This window comes from Pandoraea sp. E26 (assembly GCF_000681415.1).
Classification (GTDB): domain Bacteria; phylum Pseudomonadota; class Gammaproteobacteria; order Burkholderiales; family Burkholderiaceae; genus Pandoraea; species Pandoraea pnomenusa.
In genome coordinates this window covers 234,290-247,912 of the sequence record NZ_AYXJ01000015.1, presented here as the reverse complement: position 1 = coordinate 247,912, position 13,623 = coordinate 234,290, and the positions used below count along the sequence as shown (strand labels likewise).

Sequence of the window (13,623 nt, the reverse complement as noted above, 5' to 3'; positions counted from 1 at the left end):
ATGACCCCACCCGACACCTCCGCCGCCCAGCCGTCCCCCGCGTCGTACCCACCGACGCCGCAACGTGTCGACGACGAACCGTTGCGGCTTGTCACCAGCTTCAACGACATCTTCGTCGTGATCGCAGCGTGGCTGCTCTCGTTCGGCACCGTGTTCCTGACCGGGGGGCTCCCCTCCTGGCTGCAGATGCTGATCGCAACGGCCATCACGTGGGGCCTCTCCGAGATCTTCGTGCGCCGTCGTCGCATGGCCTTGCCCGCGTTGTGCTTCGCCTTCAGTTTCGTGAGCACCGCCGCATTGCTCGGTTTCGGCAACGCGTCGCTGCTGCACCAGGGCAGCGAGACGGTCCGGGCCTCGATGAGCGTGTGGACGCTTGCCGCCACCGCCGTGTGCACACTCCTCGCTGCCGCCCTGTACTGGTGGCGGTTCCGCGTTCCGGCCGTCATCGCCATGGGCCTGGCCGGCGTGGTGATCGTTGCGTGGGCACATGCGCTCGTGCTCGATGCGCAGGCCGTCGGCGGGTTGCTTGTCGCCAACATCGTGGCCGGCCTCGCGATCTTCATCTGGGCGCTGCGCTGGGACGCGCAGGATCCGCAGCGCATCACGATCCGCTCGGATGTCGCCTTCTGGCTCCATCTGCTCGCCGCCTGCATGGTCACCCACCCGATCTTCTGGATGCTCGCCCCACATCACCCGGGCGCCGTGATCGCCGTGTTCCTTGTGCTCACCTCCGTGTCGCTCGCGATCGATCGTCGCGCGCTGATGCTCTCGTCGCTGTTGTATGTCATGAGCGCGATGCTGCGCCTGATGGTCACGCCTTCGCCGGTCGGCGGCGATCTTCCGGGACGGTCTTACGACCTCGCGCCAATGTCGCTGCCGCTGGTCGCCGTCGTGGTCGGCGGCGGGCTGCTGTTGCTTTCCGTGTTCTGGAAACCGTCGCGCGGCGCGGTGCTGCGCCTGCTGCCCACAGCGTGGCGGGCGCGTCTGCCGCGCTGACCGGCCTGCGCCGTCTCGCCGCGCGACTGCGCCGCTACTGCAACGTCACACGCGTGAGCACCGCCATGAAGTGATCGAGCGACGGCGTGACAAGACCGGCCACCTTGGCACGATCGTCCCATCGGCGCAGGCGTAACGCCGCATCGGCATGCTCGCGCGCCAGGAACGCGCGCGCCTGCTCGTCACTGAACACCCCGCCCTGCAATGCCAGGCTGCGCACGGAGTCCTCCGACAATTGGCCGAGATACGCCGCATCGATGGCACACAGGCATCGCTTGGCGTCCACGTGCAGACGAATCGGATCGAGCACGGCATCGCCGAACAGCGGCCGCAGGAAAGGCAGGGCGTAATACTGGTGCAGATCGTCGATGCCGCGCTCGGTGGGCGTTTCGCCCTGGAGGTTGAGCAGATGGCCGAGGTCATGGAGAAAGCTGGCCGCGACGAGCGCCTCGTCGGCGCCCTCGCTTTCGGCAAGCGCGCCGCATTGCAGCGCATGTTCCAGTTGGGTGACGGGCTCGCCGCTGTAGGCGAGCGAACCGAAGTTATCGAACAGGGTGCGGATGTCCGGCAGGCTCAGGGCCATCGTGTGAACTCTCGTTGTCGTCGCGAGATCCGGGAGCGGCTGCCGTCGCGACATCGGCGAGCGCCGCCAGCTTGGAGGCCTTCGTTTCCTTGGGCGGCTTGGTCGTATCCTTCGGCTTGTCGCGCATGCGGCTCTTGCGAAGCGCGCCCGCGTCGTCGAGCACCGGATAGGCCGTGGAGCAGAACAGCGAATTGAGACGCTTCATGTCGCTGATGATGTCCAGATGCAGCGAACTCGTCTCGATGCTCTGCACCGACTGCCCCGCCAGACGATTCAGGTGCGTGTACGAATAGGCACGCTCGAGATCGCGGAAGCTCTCCTTTTCCGCCATCAGGCGCTGCGCGCTCTTGAGGTCGGTATTCAGAAACACCGACAGGCCCAGTTGGAGGTTGGTCACCAGTCGCGCATGCATGTCGCAGATCTCCTGCAGGCCCGCCTCGGAGAACGACAGCTTGTGCGAGATCTTCTTCTCCTCGACCTCGGTCACCATGCGCTCGATGATGTCGCCGGCATGTTCCAGGTTGATCGTGAGCGAAATGATGTCGGTCCAGCGGCGGCTGTCCTGCTCGCTCAGGTTCTCGCGCGACACGCGCGTCAGATACATCTTCACCGCGGTATAAAGATGGTCGACGTCGTCGTCCAGACGTCGCGTCTCTCTGGCGCGCACCACGTCGTTGCTGCGAATCACGTCGAGCAGGCCGTTGAGCATCTGCTCGACGATGTCGCCCATGCGCAACGTTTCGCGTGTGGCATTGGCGAGCGCGAGCGACGGCATCTCCAGCGCACTCTCGTCCAGATGGCGCGCGCGCGTGACACCGTCGGCCTCGGGCTTTTCGGCGAGCAGGCGCTCGCAAAGCCGTGCCATCGGTTCGGTGAACGCGAGAAACACCACGCAGCGAATCAGGTTGTACAACACGTGGAAATTGACGACGGCTTGCGCGGGCGCGTCGGAGATCCAGTCCACGAGATGCGGCGCATAGTCGATGAACGGCAGCACCAGCACGCAACCGATCAACTTGAAGATGAGGCTGCCGAACACCACGCGACGGCCCGCGGCGTTCTGCCCCGCCGAGGTGAGCATGGCCAGCATGCCGCTGCCCAGATTCGCGCCGATCACCAGACACAGCGCGACCTTGAGCGAAATCACCCCCGATGACGCCAGCGTTGCCGTGAGCAGCACCGCCGCCAGACTCGAATACGACACCATCGCAAAGAGCGCGCCGATCAGCGTATCGAGCATCACGTCGCCCGTGAGCGAGCCGAACAACACCTTCACACCCGCGGCTTCGGTCATCGGCGTGGTCGCCGCCACGATCAGTTGCAACGCGAGAATGATCAGACCGAGCCCGATCGACACGCGCCCGAGCTGGCCAGCGCGCGTCTGCTTGCGCGACAGAAAAAAGATGACGCCGAAGAAGATCAATAACGGCGAAAGCCAGTGCAGGTCGAACGTCAGCACCCGCGCCATGAGCGCCGTCCCGACGTCGGCCCCCAGCATGATCGACAACGCCGGCGCCAGTGCAATGAGCCCCTGCGCGCCGAACGACGACACGATCAACGCCGTGGCGTTGCTGCTCTGCACGAGACCCGTGACGAGCACGCCGGCCGCGAAGGCAAGGAAACGGTTGGAAATGCTGTGCGAAAGAATGCGCCGCAGATCGGCGCCGTAGACGCGCAGCACGCCGGTACGCACGATATGCGTACCCCAAATCAGCATCGCCACGCCGGAAAGGAGGTTGAGTAGTGTCAGCATGCCAGTGTTCCGTGATCTTCTTGTCGACGGGACTGGCGACGTCCTGCGCCGCCGACATGACGCGCCCACTGGTTTGCCAAACCGGCATCCCGCGTCAGTCCATCACTGGCGTCGGGATGCGTATGAAGTTCACGCGTCATGCGTATCCCCAATCGGTACACCGTACACCAAATCGATCACTGCAACAATCGTGTCATCAAATTGTCACAATTTTCGGCTCGATTCTGCCAACCCTTGTTGCGTAAGGGGGACAGACGGGTGACCGGTCTTCCGGACACCCCCGTTTTCCCTGCGCCCATCGCCTTCCGTGGCGGGTTCAAATCCCCCAGGGCAACGTGAAGGTCTTGGTGTTGGTGAAGCTCTTCATCGCCTCCTGCACGCCCTCCTTGTAGCCCAGCCCCGAATCCTTGATGCCGCCGAACGGCGTCAGTTCGATACGGTAGCCGGGCACTTCCCAGACATTCACGGTGCCGACCTGCAGGTCGTTGGTAAAGCGCGTCACGTAGTCGAGCCGGTTCGTGCACACGCCCGAGGACAAGCCGAAGGCCGTGCCGTTGGAGATGGCGATGGCCTCGTCGATGCTGCCGAACGTGATGATCGGCGAGACCGGGCCGAACGTCTCTTCGCGCACCACGGTCATTTTCGGATCGACACGATCGATGACGGTCGGCGAGTACAACGCGCCGTCGCGGCGATTCCCCACCAGCAACCGCGCGCCCTGGGCGACGGCCTCGTTTACGCGCGCCTCGAACAGGCGGGCCGCGGCTTCGTCGATGACCGTACCCATGTCGTTGTTACCGTCGGCCGGATCGCCGTACTTCCATGCGCGGGTCTTCTCCACCACCAGCTCGGTGAACCGGGCGGCGATGTCCTGATGCACGAGCATGCGCTTGACCGCCGTGCAGCGTTGGCCGGAGTTCTTGTACGAGCCTTGCACCGCGAGATCGGAGGCACGATCGAGATCGGCGTCTTCCATGACGATCAGCGGGTCGTTGCCGCCGAGCTCCAGCACGATGCGTCGATACCCCGCCTTCGACGCGATGTACTTGCCGATCGACACGCCGCCCGTGAACGTGATCAGGTCGATGTTCTCGTTGGTGATCAGCTCATCGGCGATCTCCATCGGATCGCCCGTGATCACCTGCAGCATCTCCGGCGGCAGTCCCGCCTCGTAGAGCGTGTCGGCCAGGTAGTACGCCGAGAGCGGCACCTTCTCGGAAGGCTTGAGCACCATGCGGTTATTGGTCGCGATCGACGGCGCCACCTTGTGGGCCACCTGATTCATGGGGTGATTGAATGGCGTGATCGCCGAGATCGCGCCCAGCAGCGGCTCACGCTGCGTGACCACGCGACGCTTTTTGCCGTGCGGCGTGAGATCGCACGAAAACGCCTGCCCATCGTCCTTGAGCGCCTCGCCGGCGGCGAAGCCGAGCACGTCGGCCACACGGCCGATTTCGTAGATGGCGTCCTTTTGGCACAACCCCGACTCCATCGTGATGATGGCGGCCGCCTGCGTGGTGCGCTCGCGCAGCAGCGCGGCAGCCTTTTCGAGGATGTTCGCGCGCTCGAAGCGCGTGAGGGTGGAGCGGAACTGCCTGGCGATCGAGAATGCGCGACGCACGTCGTCGAGCGACGCTTTCGGCACGGTGCCGACGAGGTCGCCCGAGTAAGGATTGAAGACTTCGATGATCCGTTCGCGGGTCACTTTCTCGCCGCCGATGCGAAGCGCTTCGGCGCGGAATTCGGGGTGCAGCTTGTGCGGCGCGTTCATGGGGTTCTCCACAGCGTATCCAACTGGACAGGGGCCCGGCCGCGCAACCATAACGGGGTTTGCGCGCCGTTGGTTCTCATCAGGAATCGTTCGAATGTGGCATCGGTCGCGCTTCAGACGTGATTCAGCGCCACGTCGAGAATGTCGAAGTTGCGCAGGCGCGCCTTGCCCGGGATGCCTTCGGTCTTGCGATTGAAGAGCAGGGGCACCGTCTGTTCCGAGATGCCGCCGTGCGAGCGCAGCGGCACGGTCAGTCCGGTCAGGTCGTGACGGCTCGCGCTCGTGCCGAGCACGACCGACTGATCGCTCACGACCACGAGGTCGCCCACGCGATCGGGCGGCAGTTCGAAGCGCGCGCACGCCTCGGCATTGGTCAGCACGACGTCCATGCCGGGCAGCGAGGCGATGCGCGCGCGAATGGCATCGCGATCGACGTCAGCCGGCAGGTAGATCGTGGCGTACGAGCCAAGCGCGCCGTGATGCACCACATAGGGATCCGTGATCGGCAGGATCACGCGCGCGCCCCCCGCCTCCACGCCCTTGCCCAGCCAGTCGTCGAGCAGATCCTGCAGGTAGACGACATTGGGTTGCCCGGTCGTCGGATCGTGCTTGGCGTTCATCCCGTGATCGGCCGTCAGACCGATCACCGCGCCCAGTTCGTCCATGCGACGCAGGTACTTGTCCATCATGGCGTAGAACGCGTTCGCGCCCTGCGTGCCCGGCGCCCACTTGTGTTGTACGTAGTCGGTCGTCGAGAGATACATCAGGTCGATCCGGCGCGTCTCCAGCAGGCGCACGCCCGCCGCGAACACGAACTCCGAGAGCTCGGCGCTGTAGACGTCCGGCACCGGCATGCCCACCAGGCCGAGCACGTCGTCGATGCCATTCTCGGCGAGCGTGACCTGGTCGGCTTTCTCCGAGGAGAAGCAGACGCCCTTCATGCGATACCCGAGCAGCTTGCGCAGCTTGTCCTTGGCCGTCACCACGGCCACGCTGGCGCCGGCGTCAGCGGCGGCGGCCAGCACGGTGCCCGCGCGCAGGTAGGCCGGGTCATTCATCATGACCTCGGCACCGCGCCCACCGTCGGCGGCCGGATCGAAGAAGTAGTTGCCGCAGATACCGTGCACGGCAGGCGGCGCACCCGTCACGATCGACAGGTTGTTCGGGTTCGTGAACGACGGCACCACGCAGTCGCCCTGAAAAACGGCGCCTTCCTTGAGCAGATGCGCGAGATACGGCGCAACACCCGCGGCCGCGGCCGCTTCGAGATATTCGAACTGGCAGCCGTCGACACACACGATGACGGTCGGCTGTTGCGGCAGCCGGTACTGGCGGCCGTTCACTTGAATCTGTTCGGGCTGGGTCACGTCGGATCTCCTCAAGGGCAACTGGGTGACTGCCGCAGGCGTCGTCGTTGGGGGCGACGACCGGCCGGCGACCGGTTATTCAACACAATCGGTACGTCGATGTCGCGGGCGCGATCAGCCGGCTTTCGCCTGCGTACCGCTTCCCGGCGCGCGCGCCAGGGCTTCGCGAATGCGGGCGCGGCCGCGCGAGAGGTGCTCGCGAGTGACCTGCGCCGCGCGCTCGGGGTCGCGTGAGGCAATGGCGCTCACGATGTCGCGGTGTTCGCGCTCCGACTTCGGCGGCGCGGACGTGTCCGCCGTCAGCGCCTCGTGACGGAACAGGCTCAGCTCCTTGACCAGGCGGCGGTAGGTCTCGAGCAACTTGCGATTGCCGACCATCGCCACCAGCGCGTCGTGAAACGCCAGGTTCAACCGGTAGTACCCTTCGCTGTCGCCCGCCTCCACCGCGCGATGCATCGCCTCGACGGATTCGCGCAACTGCGTGAGCTGCTCCGACGTGATCGTCTCGGCCAGCGTGCGCGCCACGTGTTCGTCCAGCACACCGCGCAGCGCGTAGATCTCCTCGGCCTCTTCCAGGGAGATCACGCGCACGAACACGCCGCGATTCTTCTCGGTGCGCAGCAATCCGGCTTCTTCCAGAGCGCGAAACGCTTCACGCACCGGTCCCCGTGACACGCCCAGCCGCCCGGCCACCTCGATTTCGTTGAGCTTGGTGCCGGGCGTGAGCGTGCCCGCCATGATCTGACGCTCGATCTCGTGCTGAACGAGCGTGGTGAGCGACTGGCTTTGCAGTAGCTCGATCGCCGTGGGCGAGGTGGGCTTCGGGGTCATACCGGTCTTCCTTTTCTCTGAATTCCGCGCTGGGCACTCATGCGATCCCGTGTTGCCGACACTGTTGCAATTTGTGGCATCACGTGATTATTTTTGTTGTTGACATTCAAGCACAGCAATTTGTAGATTGTCAACAAAACACATCCGACATTGCAGGCAAATTTCGCAACAACGTCGGGGTGAGTCGGTTCAGGCAACGACGAAACCCTATCTGAATCAATGATTTCCATACTATTGGAGGTATTTGACGAACAGATGACAAACGCATCGGGTTTCAATAAAAAGACATAATTTGCCAATAATATGCAACACAACCCCCCAAAAGAGGGCGTTGACCGACTCACTCACGCGATCTGGATTCGCGACCCACAGGAGCCATCCATGAACCAAACGTTGCGCCATGCCATGCGCGTAGCCGCCTCGCTTGCCGCCGGACTCGTCTGCGCCGCGCAGGCCGGTCAGGCGCTCGCCAAGACCACGCTGACCGTCTATACGGCCTGGGAAGTCGAAGTCATGCGCCCGTATGCCGAGGCGTTCCAGAAAGCGAATCCCGATATCGATATCAAATACGTGCGCGACTCCACCGGCGTGGTCACCGCCAAGGTACTCGCCGAGAAAGCCAACCCGCAGGCCGACGTGATCGCCGGACTCGCGGCCTCGAGTCTCGAGCTGATCAAGCAGGAAGGCTTGCTCACGCCGTACACGCCGAAGGGTTTCGATCGGCTCACGCGCGCCTATAGCGACAAGGCAACACCGCCTTCGTGGATCGGGCTGGACGTGTGGGGCGCCACCGTGTGCTTCAACACGGTGGAGGCGGCCAAGCGCAACCTCCCGAAACCGACCTCGTGGGAAGACCTGGCCAAGCCGATTTACAAGGGCATGATCGTGATGCCCAATCCGGCCACGTCGGGCACCGGCTTCCTCGACGTGACGGCGTGGCTGCAGATGTTCGGCAAGGAAGGCGGCTGGAAGTACATGGATGCGCTCGACAAGAACATCGTCAAGTACACGCACTCGGGCTCGAAACCGTGCCGGGACGCGGGCGCCGGCGAATACCCGATCGGCATCTCGTTCGAGTTCAACGCGCATCGCACCAAGGCCGCGGGCGCACCGATCGATCTCGTGTTCCCCAAGGAAGGGCTGGGTTACGACATCGAGGCGGCCGGCATTGTGAAGACCACCAGGAAGCTCGACGCCGCCAAGCGGTACATGGACTGGCTCGCCAGCAAGGAAGCCAACGAGATGTATGCGAAGGACTGGGCCATCGTCGCCTATCCGGGGGTTGCAAAGAAGTTCGACACCATTCCGGCGAACTACCCCGACATGCTCGTGAAGAACGATTTCACGGAGATCGCGAAGCAGCGCGAGTCGGTGCTCGCCGAATGGCAGAAGCGCTACGGCGCGAAGTCCGAGAAGAAATAAGCGCGGCGAACGCGCCGGACACTTGGCCCATCGGACATTGCGAACCCTGCAGGAGGTCCCCCGAATGAGCGACGACACGTATTTGCACCTCGCCGGCATCCACAAACGTTTCGAGCACACGGTGGTGCTGCACGACATCCACCTCAGCGTGCGGCGTGGCGAAATGTTGTGTTTCCTCGGCCCGTCGGGCTGCGGCAAGACAACGCTGCTGCGCATCATCGCGGGCCTGGAGGCCCAGACGCAGGGAACGCTGTCGCAAAACGGCCGCGACATCTCGACGCTGCCGCCGATGCAGCGCGATTACGGCATCGTCTTCCAGTCGTACGCGCTGTTTCCCAACCTGAGCGTCGCGCAGAACGTGGCTTACGGGCTTACGAACCGGCGCGTCGCGCGCGCCGAGCGCGACGCCCGCGTGGCCGAGCTGCTAGCGATGGTCGGCCTGCCGGACGCCGGCGACAAGTTCCCCGGACAGCTCTCCGGCGGCCAGCAGCAACGCATCGCCATTGCGCGGGCACTCGCCACGTCGCCCGGCCTGTTACTGCTCGACGAACCGCTCTCCGCGCTCGACGCGCGGGTGCGCGTGCGTCTGCGCGGCGAGATCCGCGCGTTGCAGCAACGGCTCGGCATCACCACGATTCTCGTGACCCACGACCAGGAAGAAGCCTTGTCGATGGCCGACCGCATCGTGGTCATGAACCAAGGCGTGATCGAGCAGGTGGGCACCCCCGGCGAGATCTACCAGCACCCGGCCACGCCGTTCGTGGCCGACTTCGTCGGCAAGACCAATATCCTGCCGGCCCGGCTCGGCGATGCGGGGCGCGTGCACGTCGGGCAGTACGAACTCACCTGCGGCACGCTCAACGGCTGCCGCAGCGGCGAGGACATTCGCGTGTTCTTCCGACCGGAGGATGTCCGCGTGCGCGATCTCGACGGCCTTGACGACGGCGCCAACGTCTTCGACGGCGCAGTCGAGAAGATCGAGTTTCTCGGCGCCTTCTCGCGCGTGACGCTGCGCATGCACGCGTGCGAGCACCCGCTCTACGCCGACCTCTCGCCTGCCGACATGCAGGCCCTGCAACCGGCCACGGGAGGCGCGCTGCGCTTTGCCGTGCCGAGCGCCGCCGTGCGCGTCTTCCGCCAGGGGTGAAGCCACGATGAGCTCCGTACCTTCCACATTGCGCAGCGCACCGTCGGCGCACCCGGCCGACGACCGCCCCGGTCGCCTGGATCACCACCCGACGGCTAGCGCACGATCGGTGCGGCTAGCGTCGCACTGGACCGATCGCCTGGCCCACGCGCTGTTGCTCGTCGCGGCGGCCGCGGGCGTGCTGTTCCTGCTCGCGCCGATGGCGGCGATTCTCGTCAAGAGCGTGCAGGACAACGACGGGCATTTCGTCGGACTGCGGCACTTCCGGGAATACTTCCATTCCCCCGCCCTGCTCGGCTCGATCTGGAACAGCGTGTGGGTTTCCCTGGTGACGACGTGCATCACCGTGCCGCTCGCATTTCTCTTCGCGTACGCGCTCACGCGCAGTTGCATTCGCGGCAAGTCGCTGTTGCGCAACATCGCCCTGATCCCGATTCTCGGCCCGACGCTGCTGCCCGCGATCTCGTTCATCTTCTGGTTCGGCAACCAGGGGGTGCTGCGGCCGTTCATGGGCGCCGTGGACATCTACGGTCCGCTGGGCATCGTGATGTCGCTCGTGAACGCCACCTTTCCACATGCGCTCATGATCCTGATCACGGCGCTGTCGCTCACCGACGCGCGTCTGTACGAAGCGGCCGACGCGCTCGGCACGCCAATGGTACGGCGCTTTCTCACGATCACGCTGCCAGGTGCGAAGTATGGCGTGATCAGCGCGGCGATGATCGTCTTCACTTATGCAATTTCCGACTTCGGCATTCCCAAGGTCATCGGCGGGGACTTCAACGTGCTCGCCACGGACATCTACAAGCTCGTGATCGGCCAGCAGGATTTCTCGAAGGGCGCGGTGGTGGGCCTGGTGCTGCTCGTGCCGGTCGGCATCACGTACCTCGTCGACTCGGTGGTGCAACGCAAGCAGCAGGCACTGCTCTCGGCGCGGGCCGTGCCTTACACGCCCAAGCCGTCGCGCCGCTTCGATGCGCTCATGGCCGTGCTGTGCTGGTCGATGGCGGCGATCATGCTCGCGATTCTGGGCATGGCGGTGTACGCGTCGTTCGTGAAGTTCTGGCCGTACAACTTCAGCCTGTCGCTCGGACATTACCGGTTCGGCCTGATCGAGAGCGGCGCGTTCGACGCCTACATGAACAGCGTGCAGATGGCATTCTGGTGCGCGGTGTGGGGCACGGCGGCCATCTTCGTCATCGCCTACCTGCTCGAGAAGACGCGCGGCATGCCATGGGTGCGCGGCCTGATCCGCATGATGGCCGTATTGCCGATGGGCGTGCCCGGCCTCGTGCTCGGCCTGGGCTACATCTTCTTCTTCGTTCCGGCATCCAACCCGCTGCATGGCCTTTACGGCACGCTGGCCATCCTGGTGATCGTCAACGTGGTGCACTACTACTCGTCGAGCCATCTCACCGCCGTGACCGCCCTCAAGCAGATCGATCCAGAATTCGAATACGTGTCGGCGTCACTCAAGGTGCCGTTCTACCGGACGTTCTGGCGCGTGTCCGCCCCCATTTGCCTGCCGTCCATCATCGACATCAGCCGGTATCTCTTCGTCAACGCGATGACGACGGTGTCCGCCGTGGTGTTCCTTTACTCCGCCGACACGTCGCTCGCCTCGGTGGCCATCGTGAACATGGACGAGACCGGCTCGATCGGCCCGGCCGCCGCCATGGCCACGCTCGTCGTGCTCACGTCCATGCTGGCCTGCCTGCTCTACCACGGCGTGCAGATCGTGGTGGAGCGCTACACGCAGGCATGGCGGCGGCCGTCGGGCATGGTCGGAAAAGGTCATTGAGGTTCGCCGCAAACACGAGGTTTCACGTATCGGGACCCGGCACTGTGTCCGCAGCTTCCGGGGCCGTCGCAGCACCGCATGTCGACGACGCTGTTACTTCTCTCGCTTGTTTTCCCGCTTGATAGGAGGCGGTCATGATTCTCGGTCAGGAACCGATTCTGCTCACCCCCGGCCCGCTCACCACGTCGCCGGCCACCCGACAGGCCATGCTGCGCGACTGGGGTTCGTGGGACGCCCAGTTCAACCGCATCACGGCGTCGCTGTGCGGCGACCTCGTGGATGTCGTGCACGGTGGCGACGACTATGTCTGCGTGCCGCTGCAAGGCTCCGGGACATTCTCCGTCGAGGCGGCCATCGGTACGCTCACGCCGCGCGGCGCACGGATCCTCGTGCCGGACAATGGCGCGTACTGTCAGCGCATTCTCAAGATCTGCCGCTATCTGGGGCGCGACGCGATTGCCCTGCCCATTCCCGAGGACGCGGCGGCAAGCGCCGCCGCCATCGATGACGCGCTGACGCGCGATCCGTCGATCACGCACGTGGCCCAGGTGCACCTCGAAACCGGCGCGGGCGTGCTCAACCCGCTCGCCGATATCGCGCGCGTGTGCGAGAAGCACGGCAGGGGGCTCATCGTCGACGCCATGAGTTCGTTCGGCGCCGTGGAGATCGACGCTCGCTCGATGCCGTTCGACGCCCTCGTCGCGGCAAGCGGCAAATGCCTCGAAGGCGTGCCGGGCATGGGCTTCGTGATCGCGAAGCGCTCGGTGCTCGAAGCGAGCGCCGGCAACAGCCACTCGCTCGCGATGGATCTGCACGATCAGTACGTCTACATGCGGAAGACCACGCAGTGGCGCTTCACGCCGCCTACGCACGTGGTCGCCGCTCTACGCGCCGCCGTCGATCAGTTCCTCGCCGAAGGCGGCCAGCCGGTGCGCGGCGAGCGCTATCGCAAGAACTGCCGAACGCTCGTCGAGGGCATGGCCACGCTGGGCTTTCGCCCCTTCCTCGCGCCCGAAGTGCAGGCACCGGTCATCGTCACGTTCCACGCGCCGGCCGACAGCAAGTACGACTTCAAGGCGTTCTACGCCGCGGTACGCGAACGCGGCTATATCCTGTATCCGGGCAAACTCACGCAGCTCGAAACATTCCGCGTCGGCTGTATCGGTGCCATCGACGAAAACGAGATGCGCAACGTCGTGACGGCGATCGCGCAATCGCTGGCATCGCTTGGGATCCGTCAGGTCGCACCGCTCACGCGCGCGGCGTGAGGCCGCGCCCCCGGCTTCGTCCATCGACGCGGCCGGGGGCCTCCGGTAAGCTTGGGGATGTCGCGCGCGCGTGCGCGCCCTTTCCGAGGTGATCCGCATGCCATCGCCGAAAACCCCTGGCGCCAGCGGCCGCGCCAAACGTGCCGACATTCGCTTCAAGCGCGCGTACGACGCCCCCGGGCCCGACGACGGACAGCGCGTCCTGGCCGATCGTCTGTGGCCGCGCGGGCTTGCCAAGGCCAACGCGCAAATCGACTTCTGGGCCAAGGATGTCACGCCCTCCACGGAACTTCGCAAGTGGTTCCACGAACACCCGGAACAGTTCGACGCGTTCCGCGAACGTTATCTGCACGAACTCGCCGCTCTCGATGCCGAACGCAACGACACGTTGGCCGAACTGCGCACGCGCGTGAAAGCGGGGCCGGTGACGCTGCTGACGGCGGCCCACCGGCTCGTCGAGCACGACACCCATACGCACACGCACCTCGACGTCCTGCGCGACTTCCTCGAGACAAGGTGACCGATCGCGTCTCGCGCTACGAAACGCCGTATCGGGCCGCGACACGGTATTCCGCCGACTGAAACGCGGCGGCGTCGCGCGACGTCGTTGCAACCCCGCGTGGCACCTGGATCGACGGACAAGCCCGGCGGGCGGTCGGGAAGTTTGCTATAAGGCTGTGTGCG

General features: G+C 64.9%; 11 protein-coding genes. 6 read left to right on the top strand and 5 right to left on the bottom strand.

From position 1 onward, the window contains the following. Positions 1-996: a hypothetical protein gene (locus W930_RS27175; protein WP_145929422.1), complete on the top strand. Its 996-nt coding sequence runs from the start codon at positions 1-3 to the stop codon at positions 994-996. 34 nt (positions 997-1,030) lie between these two features. On the opposite strand, the gene W930_RS0112070 is transcribed toward W930_RS27175, so the two are convergent. The 5 genes from W930_RS0112070 to W930_RS0112050 all read right to left on the bottom strand — a co-directional run bounded on the left by W930_RS0112070 (position 1,031) and on the right by W930_RS0112050 (position 7,301). Further along, positions 1,031-1,579, bottom strand: coding sequence for a phosphonate degradation HD-domain oxygenase (locus tag W930_RS0112070; RefSeq protein WP_028731019.1), 549 nt, complete (start codon positions 1,577-1,579; stop codon positions 1,031-1,033). Then, on the bottom strand, positions 1,539-3,332 hold the full coding sequence (locus tag W930_RS27170; RefSeq protein ID WP_023597722.1) for a Na/Pi cotransporter family protein: 1,794 nt from the start codon (positions 3,330-3,332) through the stop codon (positions 1,539-1,541). Before W930_RS27170 ends, W930_RS0112070 begins: the two co-directional genes overlap by 41 nt. 316 nt (positions 3,333-3,648) lie before the next feature. Then, a complete protein-coding gene (phnY, locus tag W930_RS0112060; protein ID WP_023597723.1) occupies positions 3,649-5,103 on the bottom strand; it encodes a phosphonoacetaldehyde dehydrogenase in 1,455 nt (484 codons plus the stop codon). 113 nt (positions 5,104-5,216) lie between these two features. Then, complete coding sequence (phnA, locus tag W930_RS0112055; RefSeq protein WP_023597724.1) at positions 5,217-6,470, bottom strand: phosphonoacetate hydrolase; 1,254 nt, start codon at positions 6,468-6,470, stop codon at positions 5,217-5,219. Positions 6,471-6,584: 114 nt separating this feature from the next. Then, positions 6,585-7,301, bottom strand: coding sequence for a phosphonate utilization associated transcriptional regulator (locus W930_RS0112050; RefSeq protein ID WP_023597725.1), 717 nt, complete (start codon positions 7,299-7,301; stop codon positions 6,585-6,587). Between the two features lie 381 nt (positions 7,302-7,682). On the opposite strand from W930_RS0112050, the gene W930_RS0112045 reads away from it, so the two are divergent. The 5 genes from W930_RS0112045 to W930_RS0112025 all read left to right on the top strand — a co-directional run bounded on the left by W930_RS0112045 (position 7,683) and on the right by W930_RS0112025 (position 13,459). Next, positions 7,683-8,723: a putative 2-aminoethylphosphonate ABC transporter substrate-binding protein gene (locus W930_RS0112045; RefSeq protein WP_023597726.1), complete on the top strand. Its 1,041-nt coding sequence runs from the start codon at positions 7,683-7,685 to the stop codon at positions 8,721-8,723. Between the two features lie 64 nt (positions 8,724-8,787). Next, on the top strand, positions 8,788-9,870 hold the full coding sequence (locus W930_RS0112040) for a putative 2-aminoethylphosphonate ABC transporter ATP-binding protein (RefSeq protein ID WP_023597727.1): 1,083 nt from the start codon (positions 8,788-8,790) through the stop codon (positions 9,868-9,870). 7 nt (positions 9,871-9,877) lie between these two features. Continuing rightward, the gene (locus tag W930_RS0112035) at positions 9,878-11,671 is read left to right on the top strand and encodes a putative 2-aminoethylphosphonate ABC transporter permease subunit (RefSeq protein ID WP_080685120.1); all 1,794 of its coding nucleotides are present in this window, start codon (positions 9,878-9,880) and stop codon (positions 11,669-11,671) included. A 134-nt stretch (positions 11,672-11,805) separates the two neighbouring features. Further along, positions 11,806-12,939: a 2-aminoethylphosphonate--pyruvate transaminase gene (locus tag W930_RS0112030; RefSeq protein WP_023873004.1), complete on the top strand. Its 1,134-nt coding sequence runs from the start codon at positions 11,806-11,808 to the stop codon at positions 12,937-12,939. A gap of 97 nt (positions 12,940-13,036) precedes the next feature. Continuing rightward, entirely contained in the window at positions 13,037-13,459 is a 423-nt protein-coding gene (locus W930_RS0112025) for a DUF488 domain-containing protein (protein ID WP_023873003.1), read from the top strand. The last annotated feature ends 164 nt before the right edge of the window (positions 13,460-13,623 follow it).